At 73.3% G+C, this 20,707-nt stretch carries 16 protein-coding genes and 1 pseudogene; 5 read left to right on the plus strand and 12 right to left on the minus strand.

Translation table 11 applies throughout. The features are described 5' to 3' along the window. Positions 1–1,038 precede the first annotated feature (1,038 nt). The 4 genes from uvrC to rsgA form a co-directional block, all read right to left on the minus strand. Positions 1,039–2,979 carry an excinuclease ABC subunit UvrC gene (gene uvrC, locus ACFYML_RS34215; protein ID WP_387424582.1) on the minus strand — a complete coding sequence of 647 codons (1,941 nt, stop codon included), beginning with the start codon at positions 2,977–2,979 and terminating at the stop codon, positions 1,039–1,041. 87 nt (positions 2,980–3,066) lie between these two features. Beyond that, on the minus strand, positions 3,067–3,555 hold the full coding sequence (locus ACFYML_RS34220) for a Rieske (2Fe-2S) protein (protein WP_387424583.1): 489 nt from the start codon (positions 3,553–3,555) through the stop codon (positions 3,067–3,069). Between the two features lie 197 nt (positions 3,556–3,752). Beyond that, positions 3,753–6,695, minus strand: coding sequence for an excinuclease ABC subunit UvrA (gene uvrA / locus ACFYML_RS34225; RefSeq protein ID WP_387424584.1), 2,943 nt, complete (start codon positions 6,693–6,695; stop codon positions 3,753–3,755). Positions 6,696–6,899: 204 nt separating this feature from the next. After that, complete coding sequence (gene rsgA / locus ACFYML_RS34230; protein WP_387424585.1) at positions 6,900–7,979, minus strand: ribosome small subunit-dependent GTPase A; 1,080 nt, start codon at positions 7,977–7,979, stop codon at positions 6,900–6,902. 406 nt (positions 7,980–8,385) lie between these two features. Here rsgA and ACFYML_RS34235 point away from each other — a divergent pair, with 406 nt between their 5' ends. Together ACFYML_RS34235 and ACFYML_RS34240 are read left to right on the plus strand one after the other, a co-directional pair. Continuing rightward, positions 8,386–9,105: a maleylpyruvate isomerase family mycothiol-dependent enzyme gene (locus ACFYML_RS34235; RefSeq protein ID WP_387424586.1), complete on the plus strand. Its 720-nt coding sequence runs from the start codon at positions 8,386–8,388 to the stop codon at positions 9,103–9,105. A gap of 7 nt (positions 9,106–9,112) precedes the next feature. Next, complete coding sequence (locus ACFYML_RS34240) at positions 9,113–9,766, plus strand: MBL fold metallo-hydrolase (RefSeq protein WP_357447744.1); 654 nt, start codon at positions 9,113–9,115, stop codon at positions 9,764–9,766. Between the two features lie 63 nt (positions 9,767–9,829). Here the strand turns inward: ACFYML_RS34240 and ACFYML_RS34245 are convergent, their stop codons facing one another. Next, a complete protein-coding gene (locus ACFYML_RS34245; RefSeq protein ID WP_387424587.1) occupies positions 9,830–10,453 on the minus strand; it encodes a DedA family protein in 624 nt (207 codons plus the stop codon). A gap of 100 nt (positions 10,454–10,553) precedes the next feature. Beyond that, positions 10,554–11,228 (minus strand): class I SAM-dependent methyltransferase, encoded by a 675-nt coding sequence (locus ACFYML_RS34250; protein ID WP_387424588.1) that lies wholly within the window; start codon positions 11,226–11,228, stop codon positions 10,554–10,556. A 178-nt stretch (positions 11,229–11,406) separates the two neighbouring features. Here ACFYML_RS34250 and ACFYML_RS34255 point away from each other — a divergent pair, with 178 nt between their 5' ends. Continuing rightward, entirely contained in the window at positions 11,407–11,610 is a 204-nt protein-coding gene (locus ACFYML_RS34255; protein ID WP_073833810.1) for a cold-shock protein, read from the plus strand. A gap of 73 nt (positions 11,611–11,683) precedes the next feature. Here ACFYML_RS34255 and ACFYML_RS34260 read toward each other — a convergent pair whose 3' ends face one another. The 4 genes and pseudogenes from ACFYML_RS34260 to ACFYML_RS34275 all read right to left on the minus strand — a co-directional run bounded on the left by ACFYML_RS34260 (position 11,684) and on the right by ACFYML_RS34275 (position 16,054). Further along, complete coding sequence (locus ACFYML_RS34260; RefSeq protein ID WP_387424589.1) at positions 11,684–12,586, minus strand: hypothetical protein; 903 nt, start codon at positions 12,584–12,586, stop codon at positions 11,684–11,686. 168 nt (positions 12,587–12,754) lie between these two features. Next, positions 12,755–14,409 (minus strand): annotated as a pseudogene (locus tag ACFYML_RS34265) (CocE/NonD family hydrolase). A 2-nt stretch (positions 14,410–14,411) separates the two neighbouring features. Beyond that, positions 14,412–14,555, minus strand: coding sequence for a hypothetical protein (locus ACFYML_RS34270; protein ID WP_387424590.1), 144 nt, complete (start codon positions 14,553–14,555; stop codon positions 14,412–14,414). A gap of 29 nt (positions 14,556–14,584) precedes the next feature. Further along, positions 14,585–16,054, minus strand: a complete 1,470-nt coding sequence (locus ACFYML_RS34275; protein WP_387424591.1) for a DedA family protein — start codon at positions 16,052–16,054, stop codon at positions 14,585–14,587. Between the two features lie 131 nt (positions 16,055–16,185). Between ACFYML_RS34275 and typA the strand changes: the two genes are divergently transcribed. Next, on the plus strand, positions 16,186–18,054 hold the full coding sequence (gene typA / locus ACFYML_RS34280; protein WP_387424592.1) for a translational GTPase TypA: 1,869 nt from the start codon (positions 16,186–16,188) through the stop codon (positions 18,052–18,054). A gap of 174 nt (positions 18,055–18,228) precedes the next feature. Here typA and ACFYML_RS34285 read toward each other — a convergent pair whose 3' ends face one another. Beyond that, positions 18,229–18,894 carry a class I SAM-dependent methyltransferase gene (locus ACFYML_RS34285; protein WP_387424593.1) on the minus strand — a complete coding sequence of 222 codons (666 nt, stop codon included), beginning with the start codon at positions 18,892–18,894 and terminating at the stop codon, positions 18,229–18,231. Positions 18,895–18,959: 65 nt separating this feature from the next. Here ACFYML_RS34285 and ACFYML_RS34290 point away from each other — a divergent pair, with 65 nt between their 5' ends. Continuing rightward, the gene (locus ACFYML_RS34290) at positions 18,960–19,823 is read left to right on the plus strand and encodes a serine hydrolase (protein ID WP_387424594.1); all 864 of its coding nucleotides are present in this window, start codon (positions 18,960–18,962) and stop codon (positions 19,821–19,823) included. 44 nt (positions 19,824–19,867) lie between these two features. On the opposite strand, the gene ACFYML_RS34295 is transcribed toward ACFYML_RS34290, so the two are convergent. Continuing rightward, positions 19,868–20,665 carry a tyrosine-protein phosphatase gene (locus ACFYML_RS34295; RefSeq protein WP_387424595.1) on the minus strand — a complete coding sequence of 266 codons (798 nt, stop codon included), beginning with the start codon at positions 20,663–20,665 and terminating at the stop codon, positions 19,868–19,870. Positions 20,666–20,707: the final 42 nt, after the last annotated feature.

Genomic DNA, 20,707 nt, shown 5'->3' on the forward strand with positions numbered 1-20,707 from the left:
GGGGATCATTCCACCCGGGCTCTCGGGGGCCGGCCCTGGGGTGCTGCTCGGGCGGCCGGGGGGTGTAACGACCGGGGGCTGGGGATCATTCCACCGGGCTCCCGGGGGGCCTGGCCGAGGCCTCGCGGCCTGCTCGGCGGCCCGGGGATGTAACGACGGCCGGGGGCCGATCATTCCCGCCGCGGCCGGGGCCGCCATCGGGTCGCAGATCCGGCGCGGTCAGCCATGTTCAACGCCCCCGGCCCGGCCAACATTCCGCCGCCGGGCCTGGGCCACCGGAACACCCGCCCACGAACCGGACAGCCGGGCCCCGAACCGGACACATCGCGCCCAGCCACACCGCACCAGACAGCCCATCCCGCACAGGGCCGGACCGAACGGACCTCGACGGACCTCCGGCACGAACAGCCGAGGGGCCACACGCACGGGTCGACCTTCACCCACCGTCACAACCCGCCGTGGACCAGACCCACCCGCACCCTGCTTTGCTCTGCAGCCACATACGCAACACTCACAGAACGTGGCAGGGCTGCGTATCCGGCTGCAGAGCAAAGCGAGGACGGGGACAGTCCCCCTTTGCGAAGCCGGCGGAGGAAACACCTGCTCAGCCCCCATCCGATGGCTGGCGTGGGTATTTGTCAAGAACGCCCCTCAGTTACCGTGCGTGCCTCAGGGCCGAATCAGCCAGCCGTCACGTTCCGTCAAACCACTTCGATGGCAGGCGGGGCGATGTTGACGCCCCGCACGTCGTCGCCCGCACACCCTCGTGACGGCCAGACCGGGCACATGCGCGGGTTCGGGCAGCGCGCGAGACCCGGACGTTGGAGCTTTCCGCTCGCGGCTTCCTCTTCGTGGTGGCCCCCGCCATCCCGTTCGGCCGGAGGGCAAGCCGCCAAGAGTCACAGCGAGAGGGCCCAACCCACGGTCAGCGGCGGGCGTGCGTGGAAAGGCTCGGCAGGGGCCTCCCGCTGACTCGGCACCGACCGGCGCGGCACCGTTTCTCGCAAAGACCTGGGACGCGCGGCGGGCTGGGGCGAGTCAGGGGGTGGGAGTCGGCTTGGCGCCCTCGTCGAGGGCGGCCAGGATCGCCTCCGCCGTCCGCTTCCCCACCCCGGGCACCTCGGTGATCTCTTCGACCGTGGCGGCGGAGAGGCGCTTGAGCGAGCCGAAGTGGCGCAGGAGGGCCTTCCGGCGTACCTCGCCCAGGCCGGGGATGTTGTCGAGCGCCGACTCGGTCATCCGCTTCGAGCGCCGCTGCCGGTGGAAGGTGATGGCGAACCGGTGCGCCTCGTCACGGACACGTTGCAGCAGGTAGAGCGCCTCCGAGGTGCGCGGGAGGATGACCGGGAACTCGTCGTCGGGCAGCCAGACCTCCTCCAGCCGCTTGGCCAGCCCGCAGAGCGCCACGTCGTCGATGCCCAGCTCGGCGAGCGCCTCCGCAGCCGCCGCCACCTGTGGCGCGCCGCCGTCGACCACGACCAGTTGAGGCGGGTACGCGAACCGGCGCGGACGCCCGGTGGTGGGATCGATGCCGGGTCGGTCCGGATCGCCGGCGGTCTCCTCGCCGATCTCCCCGGTCTCGGCGCGCGCGTCGAGGTAGCGGGCGAAACGCCGGCGGAGCACCTCGGACATCGCGGAGAGGTCGTCGCTGGCGCCCCGGATGATGAACCGCCGGTACTCGCTCTTGCGGGGCAGCCCGTCCTCGAAGACGACCATGCTGGCGACCACGTCGGTGCCCTGGATCTGCGAGACGTCGAAGCACTCGATGCGTAGCGGCGATGTCCGCATGCCGAGCGTCTCGGCGATCTCGTCGAGGGCCTTGCTGCGGGTGGTCAGGTCGCCGGCCCGCTTGAGCTTGTGCCGGGCCAGCGCGTCCTTGGCGTTGCGTTCCACGGTCTCCAGCAGCGACCGCTTGTCGCCTCGCTGTGGGACCCGCAACGACACCCGGCTGCCCCGGCGCGTGGAGAGCCAGTCGGCGAGCGCGTCCACGTCGCTGGGCAACTCCGGGACCAGCAGCTCGCGGGGGACGTCCGCCTCGCCCTGCTCGCCGCCGTAGACCTGCGTGCAGAAGTGGTGCACCAGATCGCCGGTGCTCAGATCTTCGGTCTTCTCCACCACCCAGCCGCGCTGGCCGCGTACCCGGCCGTCGCGGATGTGGAAGACCTGGACCGCGGCTTCGAGCGGGTCGTCGGCGAAGGCCACCACGTCGGCGTCGGTGCCGTCGCCGAGCACCACCGTCTGCTTCTCCATGGCCCGGCGCAGCGCGGCCAGGTCGTCACGCAGCCGGGCGGCCCGCTCGAACTCGAGCTCCTCGCTTGCCTCCTGCATCTCGCGTTCAAGCCGCCGGACCATGGTGTCGGTGCGGCCGGCCATGAAGTCGCAGAAGCCGTTGACGATCTCCCGATGCCGCTCGGCGGTGACGCTGCCGACGCAGGGCGCCGAACACTTGCCGATGTAGCCCAGCAGGCAGGGGCGGCCGACCTGGCCGGCCCGCTTGAACACGCCGGAGGAGCAGGTCCGCGCCGGGAAGACCCGGAGCAGCAGGTCCAGCGTCTCGCGGATCGCCCAGGCGTGCGAGTACGGCCCGAAGTAGCGGACCCCCTTGCGCTTGGCGCCGCGCATCACCTGCAGCCGCGGATACTCCTCGTCCAGGGTCACCGCCAGGTACGGGTACGACTTGTCGTCGCGGTAGCGGACGTTGAACCTCGGGTCGTACTGCTTGATCCAGGTGTATTCCTGCTGGAGCGCCTCGACCTCGGTGGCGACGGTGATCCAGTCCACCGACTCGGCGGTGAAGACCATCTGCCGGGTGCGCTGGTGCAGGTTGACCGGGTCGGCGAAGTAGGAGTTGAGCCGGCTGCGCAGGCTTCGCGCCTTGCCGACGTAGATCACCCGGCCGGTGCCGTCACGAAAGCGGTAGACCCCTGGCGACTCCGGGATGGTGCCGGGTGCGGGACGATAGGTCGAGGGGTCAGCCACGCCGCAAGCCTAGTCCGCACCCCCGACACCCCACCGCCGCCACGCGTCCCCCACCCGGACCCGCGGGCGGGGGACGCCGCCGAGCACTCAGGCGAGGGTGATCTGGTCGCCGGTGACCTTGATGTTCTTCGGGGCCAGGGGCCGGGTGGCCGGGCCCTGCTTCACCGATCCGTCGACGATCGAGAACCTGCTGTTGTGGCAGGTGCAGTTGATGGTGCCGCCGTCGACGTTCGACACCGGGCAGCCCTGGTGGGTGCAGATCGGGTCGAAACCCTTGAACTGGCCCGGCTCCGGCTGGGTGATCACGACGCCCTTGCTGGCGAACACCGCGCCGCCGCCGACCGGGATGTCGGTGGTCCGGGTCAGCGGGCCGATGCTGTCCCGGTTGCCGCCTCCGGCGTCGCCGGCGCCGGTCGCGCCCGGGCCGCCGCTGGTCGGCGCCGGGGTCCCCGAACCCGAGCCCTCGTTGTCGCCGCAGGCGGCGAGCACCACTGCCGCACCGACCGCGCCGGCGCCCGCCAGCAGGGCCCGGCGCGTCTGCGTACCCGGCTCGGTTCCCACCTGATCGTCACTCATGTCCGGCCTCTCTCTCGACTGCCGCCACCCATCATGATCCGTGTCCATTTCTGGACACGGATGACTGTGCCGCGCGGTTCATACGAGCGCGTCACGAAATGGGTACCGAAACCCAGAACGCCCCGGCTCCACCCGACTGCGCGGACGGGCCGTGCGGCGGGCCGGCGGGTGCGCCGGGCGCCGCCGCACCGCTCGGCTCAGCGGGCTCCGGCTGGCACCTTACGGGCACGCGACTTGGCGGTGCCGTTGGCCCGCGCCGCCCGGGTGGTGGCCGCCGTGGCGCCCTTGGCCTCGCCGTCGAGTTTGAGCATCGGACGCAGGAACTGGCCGGTGTGGCTCTCCGGCACCTCGGCGACCTCCTCGGGCGTGCCGGTGGCGAGCACCGTGCCGCCCCGGTGACCGCCTTCGGGGCCCATGTCGATGATCCAGTCGGCCGTCTTGATCACGTCGAGGTTGTGCTCGATGGTGATCACGGTGTTGCCCTTGTCGACCAGACCCTCCAGCACCATCAGCAGCTTGCGGATGTCCTCGAAGTGCAGGCCAGTGGTGGGCTCGTCCAGCACGTAGACGGTCCGGCCGGTGGAGCGCTTCTGCAGTTCCGAGGCAAGCTTGACGCGCTGCGCCTCACCGCCGGAGAGCGTCGGGGCGGGCTGGCCCAGCCGGACGTACCCGAGACCCACGTCGACCAGGGTCTTGAGGTGCCGGTGGATGGCCGGGATGGCGGAGAAGAACTCGGCCGCCTCCTCGATCGGCATGTCCAGCACCTCGGCGACCGTCTTGCCCTTGTAGTGCACCTCGAGGGTCTCCCGGTTGTACCGGGCGCCCTTGCACACCTCGCAGGGGACGTAGACGTCCGGGAGAAAGTTCATCTCGATCTTGATGGTGCCGTCGCCGGAGCACGCCTCGCAGCGGCCGCCCTTGACGTTGAACGAGAACCGGCCCGGCCCGTACCCCCGGACCTTGGCCTCGGTGGTCTCGGCGAACAGCTTGCGGATGTGATCCCAGACCCCGGTGTAGGTGGCCGGGTTCGACCGCGGCGTCCGCCCGATCGGCGACTGGTCGACACCCACCACCTTGTCCACGTGCTCCAGACCGCTGATCCGGGTGTGCCGGCCGGGGACCAGCCGGGCGCCGTTGATCTGGTTGGCCAGGACCGCGTACAGGATGTCGTTGACCAGCGTGGACTTGCCCGAGCCGCTGACCCCGGTGACCGCGATGAGCTGGCCGAGCGGGAAGTTCACCGTGAGGTTGCGCAGGTTGTGCTCGCGCGCCCCGTGCACCACCAGCTCACGACCGGCGGTCTGCGGCCGGCGATGGCCCGGCGTCGGGATCACCTTCCGCCCGGACAGGTACGCCCCGGTGACCGACTCCGCGTTTTCCAGCAGCGCCGGCACCGACCCGCTGTGCACGATCTTGCCGCCGTGCTCGCCGGCGCCCGGGCCGATGTCGACGATCCAGTCGGCGACCCGGATGGTGTCCTCGTCGTGCTCCACCACGATCAGCGTGTTGCCGAGCCCGCGCAGTCGCAGCAGGGTCTCGATCAGCCGGTGGTTGTCCCGCTGGTGCAGGCCGATGGACGGCTCGTCCAGCACGTAGAGGACGCCGACCAGGCCGGACCCGATCTGGGTGGCGAGCCGGATGCGCTGCGCCTCACCGCCGGAGAGGGTGCCCGCCGGGCGGTCCAGGGAGAGGTAGTCCAGCCCCACGTCGAGCAGGAACTTCAGCCGGGCGTTGATCTCCTTGAGCACCCGCTCGGCGATCATCTTCTGCCGGTCGGTGAGCTCGATGCCGGCCAGCAGGTCGGCCGCCTCGCCGACGGAGAGGTTGCAGACCTCGGCGATGCTCTTGCCGGCCAGGGTGACCGCGAGCACCTCCGGCTTGAGCCGGGCGCCCCCGCAGGCCGCGCAGGGCACGTCCCGCATGTAGCCCTCGTACTTCTCCCGCGACCACTCCGAGTCGGTGTCGGTGTGCCGGCGCTCGATCCACTGCACCACGCCCTCGAAGCCGGTGTAGTAGGAGCGCTCGCGGCCGTACTTGTTGCGGTAGCGGACGTGCACCTGGTCGTCGGAGCCGTGCAGGATCGTCTTCTGCGCCCGGGACGGCAGCGCCCGCCACGGCGTGTCGATGTCGAAGTGCTCGGCCTCGCCGAGGGCCTCCAGCAGGCGGAGGAAGTATTCCAGGTTGTGCCCGGTCGACCAGGGCTGGATCGCGCCGTCGCGCAGGGTGCGCTCCGGGTCCGGGATCACCAGCTCCGGGTCGACCTCCTTCTTGGTGCCGAGGCCGGTGCATTCCGGGCAGGCGCCGTACGGGGCGTTGAAGGAGAAGACCCGGGGCTCCAGGTCCTCGATGGCGAGGGGGTGGTCGTTGGGGCAGGCCAGGTGCTCGGAGTAGCGGCGCTCCCGGGCCGGGTCGTCCTCGGGCAGGTCGACGAAGTCGAGCAGCACCAGGCCGCCGGAGAGGCCGAGCGCCGCCTCGACCGAGTCGGTCAACCGCTGCTTGGCGCTGGCCTTGACGCTGAGCCGGTCGATGACCACCTCGATGGTGTGCTTCTCCTGCTTCTTGAGCTTCGGCGGCTCGGTCAGCGGGTGCACCACGCCGTCGACCCGGGCCCGGGCGTAGCCCTTGGCCTGCAGCTCGGCGAAGAGGTCGACGTACTCGCCCTTGCGGCCGCGCACCACCGGGGCGAGCACCATGAACCGGGTGCCCTCGGCCATGCCGAGCACCCGGTCGACGATCTGCTGCGGGGTCTGCCGGGAGATCCGCTCGCCGCAGATCGGGCAGTGCGGCTCGCCGATGCGGGCGAACAGCAGCCGGAGGTAGTCGTAGACCTCGGTGATGGTGCCGACGGTCGAGCGCGGGTTGCGCGAGGTGGACTTCTGGTCGATGGAGACCGCGGGGCTGAGCCCCTCGATGAAGTCGACGTCGGGCTTGTCCATCTGACCGAGGAACTGCCGGGCGTACGACGACAGTGACTCGACGTAGCGGCGCTGGCCCTCGGCGAAGATGGTGTCGAACGCCAGGCTCGACTTGCCCGACCCGGAGAGGCCGGTGAAGACGATCAGGGCGTCCCGGGGCAGGTCGAGACTGACGTCACGGAGGTTGTGCTCGCGCGCGCCACGGATGATCAGTCGGTCGGCCACGGTGCGTGTGCTCCCGGAGAAAGAATGTGAGGCGGATCTGTCCGCTCGGAGCGTGGTCTGAGCGGTTTTTCGAGGTTGTCAAGGCGCAGGGGAGACGCCCGAGCAACTCTAGCCCCGAGGTACGACAACTTTCGTCGTGCGCACATTCCCCCAGGTCGGCCCGGTCGCGCCGGCTCCGATGGGCCGGCGCGACCGGTGCTCGACTCAGTATCCGCCGGGAGACGGCGGCGACGCCGGACGCGCCGTCCGCCGCCGCTCGCCCCGCCAGCTTCCCCGCCGCTCGGCGGCCAGCCGGGCCTGCCGGCGCCGGCTCTCGTACGCCACCTCCCGCTGGAGCCGGCGCCAGCTCTCCCAGCGCAGGACGGACAGCTCCCCGCTCTCCAGCGCCGCCCGCACCGCGCAGGCCGGCTCGGCCTCGTGTGCGCAGTCGGCGTAGCGGCAGCCGGCGGCGAGCTCGGCGAGCTCGGCGAAGGCCCGGTCCAGCCCGGCCGAGCCGTCCAGCAGGCCGACCGCCCGGACGCCCGGGGTGTCCAGCACCGCGCCCCCACCGGGGATCGGCACCAGCGCCCGCCAGGTGGTGGTGTGCCGGCCCTTGCCGTCCACCCGGCGGATCGCCTGGGTCCGCATCACGTCCGCCCCGGCGAGCGCGTTGACCAGGCTCGACTTGCCCGCGCCGGAGGGCCCGAGCAGCCCGAGCGTCCGCCCCGGCGCGACGTAGCGGCGCAGCGGGTCCAGGCCGGCGCCGCGCTCGGCGCTGACCGGCAGCACCGGCACCCCGGGTGCGACGGCTTCGAGCTGCCGGGCGACCGCCGCCGGGTCGGCGGCCAGGTCCGTCTTGGTGAGTACGAGCAGCGGCTCGGCCCCGGACTCGTGGGCCAGGGAGAGCAGCCGCTCGATCCGCGCGGTGTCCGGCTCGGGGTGCACCGGTTCCACCACCGCGGCGGCGTCCAGGTTGGCGGCGAGCACCTGGCCGCTGGCGTCCTTGCCGGCGGTACGGCGGACCAGCGCGGTGCGGCGGGGCAGCACCGTCTCGACGGTCACCGGCCCGTCCGGCCAGGTGGCCAGCAGCACCCAGTCACCGGCGCAGGGCAGCACGGTCAGGTCGCGGGCGGCGGCGGCCAGCACCGCGCCGCCCAGGCTGGCCCGGACCGGGCCCTCCGGGCACAGCACGGTGCAGATCCCCCGGTCGACCCGGGCCACCCGGCCCGGACGCTGGTCGGTGCGCCGTCGTACGTGTGCCGCCCAGTCGGCGTCCCAGCCGAGGGCGGTCAGATCGAGTGTCATGGTGTCCTCATCGGTGTCGAGGGGGTTCATGGCGGAACACGCGTGCTAGGACCGGCATGCTCACCACCTCCGTCCCGACTCCCGGTGCCGCGTTCTGCGACGACTTCAGCTCGGCCGGCGGCCGTAATTCGGCCTGCGCGCCGCCAGGCGGCGCTCCGGACCGAATGCAGGCCGGTCTGACGCCGCGCCGCGACCTGAAGCCGTCGGACCGACGGTAAGGGCGCGGGCCGACGCGCCGAAAGCGATTTCCCCGACGACGCGGCGACGCCCGACCGTTAGGGTCGGTTCGTGAGCGCGAGGAGTGAGCCGGGTTTGCGAGCCCCGCAGTCGCGAACCGAGGTGGCGCCGTGAGCGCGAGGAGTGAGCCGGGTTTGCGAGCCCCGCAGTCGCGAACCGAGGTGACGCCGTGAGCAACGATCCGCTGCTGTTGACCGGCGAGGTGGCCGACGCCACCGCCCGGTTGCTGCGTACCGTGGCCGCCTTCGACGCCGCGGACGTCGCCGCCGCCTCGCTGCTGCCGCGCTGGACCCGCGGGCATGTGCTGACCCACCTGGCCCGCAACGCCGACGGCTTCGTCAACCTGCTCACCGCCGCCCGCACCGGCGAGGCCGTCCCGATGTACGCCAGCCCGGCGGCCCGGGTCGCCGACATCGAGGCCGGCGCCGCCCGGCCGCCGGCCGCCCACCTGGACGACCTGCGCCGGTCCGCGGACCGGTTCGCGGCGGCGGTCGCCGCCATGCCGCCCGAGGCGTGGACCGCGACGGTGCGGACACCGCGCGGCCCGCGGGTGGCCGCCCTGCTGGTCTGGGGCCGGCTGCGCGAGGTGGAGGTGCACCACGTGGATCTGGCCGCCGGCTACCGGCCCGCGGACTGGCCGGAGGCGTTCAGCCACCGGCTGCTGCACGAGGTCGCCGCCGACCTGGCCGACCGGGCCGCCGCGCCCGCGATGGTGCTGCGCTTCCCCGGCAGCGGCTGCCACGAGTTGGGCATCGGCGACCGGGCCGGCGCGCCCACGGTCTCCGGCGCCGGGCCGGACCTCGCCGCCTGGCTGATCGGCCGCACCGCGGGCGAGGTGCTCACCGTCATCCCCGACGGTCCCCTGCCGAACCCACCGGAATGGATATAGCTGTCCCATGACCTACACCGGAGACGTCACGCCCGGCGGCGAGCCGGCCGTCCGCGAGCTCGACCGGCTCACCATCACCAAGGTGTCGGTGGGTCCGATGGACAACAACGCCTACCTGCTGCGCTGCCGGGACACCGGCGAGCAGCTGCTGATCGACGCCGCGAACGAGGCGCCGCGCCTGCTCGACCTGGTCGGCGACGGCGGGCTCACCGCGGTGGTCACCACGCACCGGCACATGGACCACTGGGTGGCCCTGGAGGAGGTGGTCGCCAAGACCGGCGCCCGCCCGCTGGTGCACGCCGACGACGCCGAGGGGCTGCCGATCCCCGCCGAGCCGCTCCGCGAGGGCGACACCGTCGCGGTCGGTGGCTGCGGCCTGCAGGTGATCCACCTCAAGGGCCACACCCCGGGCTCGATCGCGCTGCTCTACCGCGACCCGTCCGGCATCCCGCACCTGTTCACCGGCGACAGCCTCTTCCCGGGCGGCGTCGGCAACACCGACCGGGACCCGGAGCGGTTCGGGCAGCTCATCGACGACGTCGAGCACAAGCTGTTCGACCGGCTGCCGGACGAGACCTGGTTCTACCCGGGGCACGGCAAGGACAGCACGCTGGGCGCCGAGCGCCCTGCCCTGCCGCAGTGGCGGGCCCGAGGCTGGTGAGCCGCCCGTCGGCGCCGGCCCGGCGGGTCGGCGCCGACGGCGTCAGGTTTCCGGCCGGCCCACTCAGGACGGCGCGCCCGCGCCGGTCACCGCGCGGAGCCGGCGCCGGGTGCCGAGCAGCACCGGAGCGGCGAGCAGCAGGCCGACCGCCATGGTGAGCACCGTCGGGTTCGGCACCCCGGGCAGCAGCCCGGTCAGCGCCCGGGCGGTGATGCCCAGCGCCACGTAGGCACCGGCCCAGAGCGTCGCACCGAGCGCCGCGCAGGCCACGAACCTCCGGTACGGCATCCGCAGTCCGCCGGCGGCCAGCGGCAGCAACGCGTTGAACACCGGCAGGAACGGAGCGACCAGCACCATCCGGCCGCCGCCGCGGTGCAGGAGCGCCTCGGCGGCCACCCAGCGCGACTCACCGATCCAGTCACCCAGCCGGCTGCGCCGCAGCCGCTCGCCCCAGCGCCGCCCGGCCAGGAAGCTCAGCGACCAGCCGGCGAGGCAGCCGGCCACCACCGCCGCCACGGTGGCCAGCCCGGTCGCCGGCCGGCCCGCGCCGACCGCGGCGAGCACCGCGGCGTCGCCGGGCACCAGCACCCCGATCAGGGGTACGGCGTCGGCGAGCATGACGATGCCCAGCATCCCCATCAGCAGGGTGGTGGGCAGCTCCCCGACCTGGGCCAGCAGATCCGTCATGCCGCGTACGCTATGGCCCCCGCTAGGGGCGCACATCCGGCCGGATCCCCCACCCTCCCCTGATTTCGGCTCGGGGTCGCCCCGAACCGGCCCGCACCGGTCAGCGGGGACGCAGCACCTGCACCCGGCGTACCGGGGAGTCGACCGAGGGCTCGGTGGTCGGCACCGGGTAGCTGGCGACCACCTCCAGCCGGTCCGGCGGCAGGTGTCCCCGGTCGGGGTCACCGACCAGCACCTGGACACCCCGGTCGGCGGCCCGCTGCAGGAACGGCAGCACCCGCTCGGCCAGCGCGGCGTCGTAGAGGATGTCCCCGGCCAGCAGCAGGTCGGTGCGGACGCTGCCGTCCAGCAGGTCGCCGGCGGTGGCGGCCACGGCCACCCGGTTGGCCCGGGCGTTGACCGTGACGGCGGCGACCGCGTACGGGTCGACGTCGTTGGCGACCACCCGCGCCGCCCCGGCGAGCGCGGCGGCGATGGCCACCAGCCCGGACCCGGCGGCCAGGTCGAGCACCCGCCGGCCGGCGGCCAGCTCGGGATGGTCGAGCAGGTGGCGGGCCAGCGCCTGGCCACCGGCCCAGACCGAGGCCCAGTACGGCGGCGGCAGCGGCTGTCCGGCGGCCGCCTCCATCCGGGCCCACCAGAGGATCGCGTCCTCGGCGACGTGCAGCCGTACCTCGGGCACGAACGGCGTGGCGACCAGCTGGAGCCGGTCCAGGCCGCCGCCGGGCGCGGCGATCTCCCGTTCCAGGTCGGCCAGCGCGGTCTGTGCCCTCATCGGGCCAAGCATGCCGCGTACCGACTCCACGCGGAGGGATTTTTCCGCTCGACGCGTATTCGCGAGGCACGCCGGCACTTCCGCCAGCAGATCCCGGTTCGGCCGGTTACTGTCGGGAAGGTACAGGGCGATCATCGGCCGCGGCCGGTGCTCACCCGCTTTGAACAGGGAGAGACGCATGGCAACCGGCACGGTCAAGTGGTTCAACTCGGAAAAGGGCTTCGGCTTCATCGAGCAGGACGGCGGGGGTCCGGACGTGTTCGTCCACTACTCGGCCATCCAGAGCAGCGGCTACCGCGAGCTGCAGGAGGGTCAGAAGGTCGAGTTCGAGGTGACCCAGGGGCAGAAGGGCCCGCAGGCGGACAACGTCCACCCGATGTAGTTCGTGCCGGCGGGGGGGGGGGGGCGCCCCCCCCCCCCGCCGAAGCGCATCCCCAGCCAGGCGCGCCGGCCGGTCAGGCGGCCAGCCGCCGGGCCAGCTCGTCGGCGACCTGCCGGGCGATCTCCGGCGACAACGCGGCGGCGATCGCCTCCGGGGTGAGCTGCGCCAGCAGCAGCGGCGCGAGCGCGGCGGCCAACGCTGGCACGTCGACCGGCGGCCGGCCGGCGACCGTGGCCAGGTCGGCGCGGATGCCGTTCACCTGGTCGACGAGCCACACGGGCCCGCCGGCCCCCTTCAGGTCGCTCCGTATCTTGGTGCGGCCGTTGGCGATGGCCTCCATCCGCCCGTCGGTGTACCCGGACTGGCTGACCAGGGTGGGCAGCACCGCGGCGAGCTGGTTGAGGACAGCGGCGTGTGCGTCGGTGAACTGGGCCATGGGGTCCTCCAGAAGTCCGATGCCGGTCAGGTAGCGGCGGAACAGCGGGGTCTGGTCCCGGCCCGCCTTGGTGGAGTCGCGGAAGAAGCTGAAGTGGGTGTGCGTCAGGTGGCTGGAGCCGCCGGTGGTGCGCTTCCGCAGCCGGTCCCACCGCTTCACCACCTTGCCGTCGGGCGAGTAGATGATCTCTCTGATGTCCCGGGCGTCCGCCGCGTTGGCGACGCACTGCGCGACGCACCAGGCGGAGAAGGTGCGCAGGTTGTGGGTTCGGCTGCCGGAGCGGACCGTGAACATCCCCACGTCCAGGGCGGACGCGTCGAGGGTCAGGCCGGAGGAGTCCCGGGTGGACTCCACCACGGAGTAGTCGTTCTGCACGACCCGGTCCGAGCCGCAGTGATATCCGCCCCGGTGGTTGGCGTCGCCGACGATGCCGACCTCGCCGGGTTCGAGATCCTCCGGCCGCACGGCCTTCTTGTCGACGTTGAGATAGGTGAGCAGCAAATTGCGGACGGCCAACAGGTTGTTCGGGGCCCGCGTCATCGGATTCCCCCCCTTGTGGATCGTCAGCCGGCCGGGCACGACAATCACTCCGCGTGATGCGGACGATCCGGGGACGCACCCGGTCGGTACGGTGCACGGCGCCGGGCAACTGAACCGAGAATATCCACGCCGACAGGCAATTGCCCAGCTCAGAGGCACTATCTGCAACTATGAACAGGCCGCGGGCGCCGCCGCGGCCTGCGGCAGCACCAGGGCGGACGGGTGCGCGGGGTCATGCAGCACCTCCCGCCATCCAGCACGGAGGGTGACGGCTGTGCCCAGCGGTTCCCCGGTGCCGGGGTTGCGCGCGTAGCGCGGGTGCGCACCGCCGGACACCTGCACGCGCAGCCGGTGCCCCGGCGCGAAGCGGTACGCCGTCGGCCAGAGGGTGACCGGCACCCGGACCACGCCGGACGGATCGACCGGGAAACGCCCCGGCGCCACCCGGACCAGACCGTCGCAGACGTTCCAGGACCGACCGCGATAGTCCACGTCGCAGAGGCGTACGAAGACGTCCAGGTGGGAGAGTTCACTGCGCACGTGGATCTCGGCCTGGACCGGGCCGACCAACTCGACCGGGCCGTCCAGCGGCTCACTGGTGTAGGTCAGCACGTCGGGCCGGGCCTCCACCGGCCGGTTGTCCACGGCGCCGGCCCGCTGGGCGACCAGCAGCGGGCCACCGAGCGACGGGGTGGGGTCGACCGGGTCGTACCAGATCCGGTCGGGCGGGGACGACGCCGGCGCGGCCCGGTCGAGGGCCCGGCCGGCGTGCAGGTGCCACCGGGTCGGCACGGCCGGCGGGGGCCAGTCGGGCAGGTCACGCCAGCCGCCGCCGACGCCCCCGACGTGCACCCGCACCGGTGCACGCCGGACCGCCGGGCGGCCGGCCAGGTGCGCGTCGAGCCAGTCCAGCCCCTCCCTGAGGGCCGCCACCAGGAGCCCGGGCTGCCGTGGGTCCACGGGCCGACGGTCAGCCGGGGCCGGGTCCCGGCCGACCGGAGCCGGGCGTAGTCGTCGAGCTGGGCGGGGAGGAAGATGTCGTGCCAGCCACTGATCATCGCCACCGGCGCCCGCACCTCGGCGATCCGGTCACCGAAGACCCGCAGCCGCCAGTAGTCGGCGTCGGGAGTGTGGTGGCGCAACCACTCCTGGAAGAACGGCACGGTCACCCCGGTGGCGATGTGATCCGCCTCGGCCAGCGGCAGGTGGGCCAGCGCGCGGGCCAACCTGGGTTGCCCCCGCCGGAGCTCCCACTGCCGGGCCAGCCACGGCACGGTCTGCGCCTGCAGCAGCTCCGCCCAGGTGAGCACGGTGTCCAGGGCGAACGACTCCCCCGCGTACGTCGAGTCCCGGGTGGCCGAGGCGGTCACCACCGTGACCATCGCGCGCAGCTCGTCGGCCGCCTCGGCGGCGAGCGCCCACTGCACGAAGCCCTGGTAGCTGGCGCCGAACGTGCCGAACGACCCGGACCACCAGCGCTGCCGGCGCAGCCAGTCGAGGGTGTCCAGGCCGTCGTCGCGCTCGTGCACCAGCGGGACGAAGGCACCGCCGGAGCCGTAGGTCCCCCGGCAGGACTGGATCACCACGTGGTAGCCGCGCTCGGCGACGAGCCGGCCCAGCAGCCGGATCGGCCCACCGCGCCCGTACGGGGTCCGGATGAGCACGGTTGGCGCGCCCGGCAGATCCGGGGCGTAGTGATCGGTGCGCAGCGTGACCCCGTCCCGCACCCGGACCGGGATGTCCCGCCTCACCGCGACCCGCCGTGTCCGGGCGGCGGGCAGCCGCAGCGCGGCGGCGGCGAGCCGGGTGAGCAGCCCGTCCATGTTCAGTCCGCGGGCGATCCCGCGGCGGCCGGGTCGGCGCCCGCCGCCCGTCGGGCCGGTTCGCCCCGGGCCGCGCGGACGGCGTCCCGGTGCTCCCGCATCGGGGTCATCAACGACGTGGCCCACCGGCCGGTGCTTCGACGCATCAGTCCTCCCCGTGATCGTCCGCCGCACCCTAACCAGGATCGGCGGGGCCCCGGGGGGCGTGCGACGCCGCTCCGGACGGGCGCGGTCGGGGCGGATGCCCCGCGCCCAGCCACTCCGCCGGGCCGTCGGGCTCCGCTGTGGACGGCGGATCGGCCACGCCGACGGCCCGGTCCCGGGTGGCCCAGGCGACCATGAACACCGTGGTCCAGGCGGCGCCGAGCAGGACGGACGTGGCGGTGCCGCTGGCCGTACTCCAGCCCAGGTAGAGCCGGGCGCCGCCGACGGCGAACACCCCGGCCACGGCACCCGTCCACACCGCCACGGCGACCGGCCAGCGCGCCCCGCGGGACAGCAGCCAGGCCAGCGTGCCGAAGCTCGCCGTCACCACCGTGATCTGGGTGGGCAGGAGCACCGGCGTGTCGCCAGGGCCGCCCGGGCCGGTCAGGTCGGCGACCACGGCCAGCACGACCAGCGGCACGAACGCCCCCACCGTGCCGACCACGCTGAGCAGGTCGGCCCGCCAGGGGCGGCTCCGCCAGGCCAGCACCGCCGCGACGACCGCCACCGCGGCGATCAGGGACGACCCGCGCAGCACCGAGACGGCGGCCAGCGCCGCGTCGGCCACCCCGGGGGTACGCCGGGCGGCGAACCACTCCGCGATGAGGCCGTCGACCACCCCGAGCCCGCTGTGCCGGACCACCGCCTCCAGCACCGCGGCGACGGCCAGCCCGGCGGTGAAGAGCAGCAGCAGGCCGGCAGCGAGGTTGAGCAGCAGCGTCCAGGCCGGCCCGATCCGCATGGCGACCAGGAAGAACAGCACCCCGTACCGGGCGCGCAGCCAGCGCAGCGGGGGCACGGCGGCCGCCCGGGCGGCCAGGGCCCGGGCCGGGTCCGGGTTGCGGCCGAGCCAGCGACCGGCCAGCACCACCCCGACCAGGCAGAGCAGCAGCACCAGCACCGCCCCGGTGGCCCGGCCGAGCAGCCGGGACACCTGCGCGTACGACTCGCCGGCGGCGTACCCGGCCAGCACGGACGCGCCGACCCAGCTCACCACCCCGGCCAGGTTCCACGGCGCGAACCGCCGGTACGGCAGGCCCGCCGCGCCGGCCAGCCGGGGCGCCAGGGTACGGGCGAAGGCCACCCAGCGGGCGGCCAGCACACCGCGACCGCCGAGCCGGTCGAGCAGCGAGTCGGCCCGCTGCCACCGGTCGGCGCCGATCCGGGCACCGAGGCCGGAGGCGCGCAGCCGGGGCCCGTACCGGCGGCCGGCCCGGAAGGCGAGTGTGTCACCGATCACGGCGGCGGCTGTCATGGCCAGCAGCGTCGGGACGAGCCGTAGCGTCCCCGCGTACGCTAGGAAGCCGACCAGCAGCAGGGTCGCCTCGCCCGGCACCAGCAGTCCGAAGATCACCGCGGTCTCGCCCGCGACGATCATCGCGGCGACCAGGTAGATCAGCAGGGCCGGCAGATCCTGCAGCCACGTCAGCAGGTCAGGCATCCGGTCCCCCGCACGAGGACCAGCATGCCAGTCACTGGAACGGTCGGGACAGCAGTTTCGGCAGAGATCCGGGCGATCTCGGGGTGACCCCGACACGCGCCCCGGCAACCGCAGACAGGAGTATGGAGGGTATGCAGCTTCGCACCGACCTCCGCAACGTCGCCATCATCGCCCACGTCGACCACGGCAAGACAACCCTGGTCGACGCCATGTTGCGGCAGGCCGGCGCCTACGGCGCCCGCGGTGAGGTCACCGAACGGGTCATGGACTCGATGGACCTCGAGCGGGAAAAGGGCATCACCATCCTGGCCAAGAACACCGGCGTGCACTACCTGCCGGCGGACGGGTCCGACCCGGTCACCATCAACATCATCGACACCCCGGGCCACGCCGACTTCGGCGGCGAGGTCGAGCGCGGCCTGACCATGGTCGACGGGGTGGTGCTGCTGGTCGACGCCAGCGAGGGCCCGCTGCCGCAGACCCGGTTCGTGCTCCGCAAGGCCCTCAAGGCCCGGCTGCCGATCATCCTGGTGATCAACAAGGTGGACCGCCCCGACGCCCGGATCAAGGAGGTCGTGGACGACACCTACGAGCTCTTCCTCGACCTGGACGCCGACGAGGAGCAGATCGACTTCCCGATCGTCTACGCCTGCGCCCGCGACGGCATCGCCTCGCTGACCCAGCCGGCCGACGGCGCGGTGCCGGACGACAGCCACAACCTGGAGCCGCTGTTCCGCACCCTGCTGGACACCATCCCGCCGCCCGCGTACGACGAGGACGCGCCGCTGCAGGCGCACGTCACCAACCTCGACGCCTCGCCGTTCCTGGGCCGGCTGGCGCTGTGCCGGGTCCGGCAGGGCACCATCAGCAAGGGCCAGACCGTGGCCTGGTGCCGCACCGACGGCAGCACCCAGCGGGTCCGCATCTCCGAGCTGCTGATGACCGAGGGCCTGGAGCGCAAGCCGGCGGAGACCGCCGGCCCCGGCGACATCATCGCGGTCGCCGGCATCCCCGAGATCATGATCGGCGAGACCCTGGCCGACGCGGAGAACCCGGTCCCGCTGCCGCTGATCACCGTCGACGAACCGGCCATCTCGATGACCATCGGCACCAACACCTCGCCGCTGGTCGGCCGGGTCAAGGGCGCCAAGGTCACCGCCCGGATGGTCAAGGACCGCCTCGACAAGGAGCTGATCGGCAACGTCTCGCTGCGGGTGCTGCCCACCGAGCGGCCCGACGCCTGGGAGGTGCAGGGCCGCGGCGAGCTGGCGCTGGCGATCCTGGTCGAGCAGATGCGCCGCGAGCAGTACGAGCTGACCGTCGGCAAGCCGCAGGTGGTCACCCGGGAGATCGACGGGAAGACCTGCGAGCCGGTCGAGCGGCTGACCATCGACGCCCCCGACGAGTACCTCGGCGCGATCACCCAGCTGCTGGCCACCCGCAAGGGCCGGATGGAGCAGCTGGTCAACCACGGCACCGGCTGGATCCGGATGGAATGGCTCGTCCCGGCCCGGGGCCTGATCGGCTTCCGCACCGAGTTCCTCACCGAGACCCGCGGCACCGGCATCCTCCACCACGTCTTCGAGTCGTACGAGCCGTGGTTCGGCGAGCTGCGGACCCGGGCCACCGGCTCGCTCGTCGCCGACCGCTCGGGCGCGGTCACCGCGTTCGCCATGACCAACCTGCAGGAGCGCGGCCAGCTCTTCGTCGACCCGGGCACCGAGGTGTACGAGGGCATGATCGTCGGGGAGAACTCCCGCTCCGACGACATGGACGTGAACATCACCAAGGAGAAGAAGCTCACCAACATGCGCTCCTCGACCTCAGAGGAGACCGAGAAGCTGATCCCGCCGCGCAAGCTGTCGCTGGAGCAGGCCCTCGAGTTCTGCCGCGAGGACGAGTGCGTCGAGGTGACCCCGGCCGCGGTCCGCATCCGCAAGGTGCTCCTCGACCAGACCCAGCGCGGCCGGATGGCCGCCCGCCGCAAGCACGCCGGCTGACCCCAGCCCACCCCGGAGCCCGGACCGCCCCCAGCGGCCCGGGCTCCGCCGTTTCCCCCCTGCCCCGGGCCCCGCCCCAGCCCCAGCGTCGATAATGGAGTTGGCGGCAGTCCTGCAACGCGAAATCGCCGCCAACCTCATGATCAACGCAGGTCATCGCGGGGCGTGGGTAGGTCAGGCGGGTTTGGTGGCCTGGAAGGCCAGGATGTCGGGGATGGGGGTGGCGCCGGACTCCTGGACGCGGGCGAGGGTCAGGCCGGCCGCAGTGACCGCGTTGAGCAGGTCCGCCAGCGGCAGGTGCCAGGCGCCCACCCGGGCCCGGACACCACTGGAGTTCCACGACCGGAGGCTGCGCTCCCGCTCGCCGTACCCGCCGTCGATGACGATGCGCGCCGGGTCGGAACGGTCCGCGAACGGGCCGACGAAACAGGGGTGCACGCCGATGTGGACGAAGCGCCCGCCGGGAGCGAGCACCCGGGCGGCCTCCGCGACCACCGCCGGGTAGACGGGCAGGTCGGTGTGCCCGAGTACACAGGTGACGGCACAGACGCTCGCGTCGGCGACCGGGAGCCGGGCCGCGTCGCCCCGAGCCACCGGCAGCCGGGTACGGGCGTACCGCAGCTGCCCGCCGGAGAGGTCGACCCCGACCGGCTGCCAGCCCAGCCGGCGCAGCTCGGCGGCGTGCACCCCGGTGCCGCAGCAGACGTCGAGACAACGACCCGGACCGTTGCCGAGCAGGTCGGCGAGCTGGCGACGGGCCCGGTGCTGGTAGTCCGCCGAGGTGTCGGTGGCGAACTGCTCGTACCAGTCGGCGATGGCGTCGTACGCGGCGGTCGTCATCCCCGCACGCTAGACGGCCGTCGGGCGGGCCGCAGCCCCGCCGGTGATCGGCTACGGTCACCGGCATGACCTGGGAGGATCTCGACTCGTACCTCGACAAGGCGCCCGGCACCATCTCCGCGTACGCGGGGCGGCTGGGTGCCCCGCCCACCTGGACCCGCCTGCCCGACGCCACCCACTACGCGGCCAGCACGATGAAGATCGGGGTGCTGGTGGCGCTGCACCGCGCCGCCGAGGCCGGCCGGCTGGACCTGGACGCGCCGGTGCCGGTGCACAACGCCTTCGACTCCGCCCTGCCGGGCGCACCCCGGTTCGCCAACGCCCGGGACTACGACAACGACGACGCGGTCTGGGACCAGGTCGGCAGCACCGCGTCGCTGCGCTGGCTCGCCGAACGCATGATCGTCCGATCCAGCAACCTGGCCACCAACATCGTCATCGGCGCGGTCGGACTGCCGGCGGTGGCCGAGGCGTGGGCGCTGGGCGGGGCGCGGCACAGCGTCACCGGCCGCGGCATCGAGGACTCCGCCGCCCGGGAGGCGGGCATCGACAACCTGGTCACCGCAGCCGACCTCGCCGCCCTGCTCGGCGGGCTGGCCCGCGGCGCCCGGGAGCCCGGCCCGCTGGCCTCCCCGGCCGGCTGCGCGTCCATGCTGGACGTCCTGTTCGCCCAGGAACACCGCGAGGACCTCGCCGCCGGGCTGCCCGCGGGAACCCGGATCGCGCACAAGAACGGCTGGGTGCACGGCATCCGGCACGGCGCCGGAGTGGTCTTCCCGGCCGACGCGCCGCCGTACGCGATCGTCGTCTGCACCACCACCGACCTGGCCGACGGCGGCCCGAGCGGCGAGGAGGACGACGACGCCTGCCGCCTGATCGCGCACGTCTCCGCGCACGTCTGGGCGTCCCGGCACGACCTGGCCGACTGACCGCACCCCGCCGGCCCGCCCACGGGCGGGCCGGCGGCCCGGGCTCACTCCAGCAGCTGCGCGCGCAGCGCGGCGACCGTCTCGTCGGTCACCCCCAACCCGTCGCGCAGATACGCCCCGAACGAGCCGTGCACCCGCCGGACCTCGTCGTACGCGGCATCCAGGTATTCCGGCCGCACCTCCAGCAGCGGGCGCGCGCTCGCCGGGTCCAGATTCGACCGACCCCGGGCCATCGCCGCCAGCAGCACCTCGCGCAAGCTCTCGGTCAACTCGTTGTGCCGCAGGTAGTCGGCCCGGATCGCCGCCTCGTCCACGCCGAGCGCGGTCAGCAGCACCACCGACAGCCAGCCGGTCCGGTCCTTGCCGGCCGAGCAGTGGAACAGCAGCGGCAGGTTCGCCCCCTCGGCCGCCAGCCGCACCGCCGCCCCGAACCCGGCGCGGGCGGACTCCCCGGTGACGAACCACCGGTAGATCGCCGCCATCGCCGCCGGCATACCCTCCCGGGCCAACTGCTCGTACGCGCTCAGGTCGTGGCCGAGCAGCACCGCCGAGACGTACGTGAAGACGGGGTGGGCCGAATCGTAGACCGGCAGGTGCACCACCCGCGGCTCACCGGCCAGGCGGTCCGGCGGGGCGACCTCCTGCTCGCTGACGTGCCGCAGGTCCACCACGCAGGCGGGCGCCAGCTTGCCCAGCACCGGCAGGTCCTCGTCGGTGAGCCGGCCCAGCGCGGCGGTGCGGATCAGCCGACCCGGGCGGACCCGCCGCCCGTCGGATGTCGCCAGACCGCCGAGATCACGCGCGTTCGGTGCGCCCACCAGTGCCCAGTCCCGTTCCGCCATCGGCCCTCCCCAGTCGCCGGCAACCTCCGTATAGGGTGCCGC

Origin of the sequence: Micromonospora sp. NPDC007230 (genome assembly GCF_042869115.1) — a bacterium.
Classification (GTDB): domain Bacteria; phylum Actinomycetota; class Actinomycetes; order Mycobacteriales; family Micromonosporaceae; genus Micromonospora.

Excerpts from the sequence above, each read along its gene's own strand:
- rsgA (WP_387424585.1), bottom strand. The coding sequence starts at position 7,979 with ATGACACTCGATCTGACCGCCCTCGGCTGGGACGCCGACTGGGCGGCA.
- ACFYML_RS34260 (WP_387424589.1), bottom strand. The coding sequence starts at position 12,586 with ATGACGCGGGCCCCGAACAACCTGTTGGCCGTCCGCAATTTGCTGCTC.
- ACFYML_RS34240 (WP_357447744.1), top strand. The coding sequence starts at position 9,113 with ATGACCTACACCGGAGACGTCACGCCCGGCGGCGAGCCGGCCGTCCGC.
- ACFYML_RS34220 (WP_387424583.1), bottom strand. The coding sequence starts at position 3,555 with ATGAGTGACGATCAGGTGGGAACCGAGCCGGGTACGCAGACGCGCCGG.
- ACFYML_RS34245 (WP_387424587.1), bottom strand. The coding sequence starts at position 10,453 with ATGACGGATCTGCTGGCCCAGGTCGGGGAGCTGCCCACCACCCTGCTG.
- ACFYML_RS34255 (WP_073833810.1), top strand. The coding sequence starts at position 11,407 with ATGGCAACCGGCACGGTCAAGTGGTTCAACTCGGAAAAGGGCTTCGGC.
- typA (WP_387424592.1), top strand. The coding sequence starts at position 16,186 with ATGCAGCTTCGCACCGACCTCCGCAACGTCGCCATCATCGCCCACGTC.
- ACFYML_RS34285 (WP_387424593.1), bottom strand. The coding sequence starts at position 18,894 with ATGACGACCGCCGCGTACGACGCCATCGCCGACTGGTACGAGCAGTTC.
- ACFYML_RS34250 (WP_387424588.1), bottom strand. The coding sequence starts at position 11,228 with ATGAGGGCACAGACCGCGCTGGCCGACCTGGAACGGGAGATCGCCGCG.
- ACFYML_RS34290 (WP_387424594.1), top strand. The coding sequence starts at position 18,960 with ATGACCTGGGAGGATCTCGACTCGTACCTCGACAAGGCGCCCGGCACC.
- ACFYML_RS34270 (WP_387424590.1), bottom strand. The coding sequence starts at position 14,555 with ATGCGTCGAAGCACCGGCCGGTGGGCCACGTCGTTGATGACCCCGATG.
- ACFYML_RS34275 (WP_387424591.1), bottom strand. The coding sequence starts at position 16,054 with ATGCCTGACCTGCTGACGTGGCTGCAGGATCTGCCGGCCCTGCTGATC.
- ACFYML_RS34295 (WP_387424595.1), bottom strand. The coding sequence starts at position 20,665 with ATGGCGGAACGGGACTGGGCACTGGTGGGCGCACCGAACGCGCGTGAT.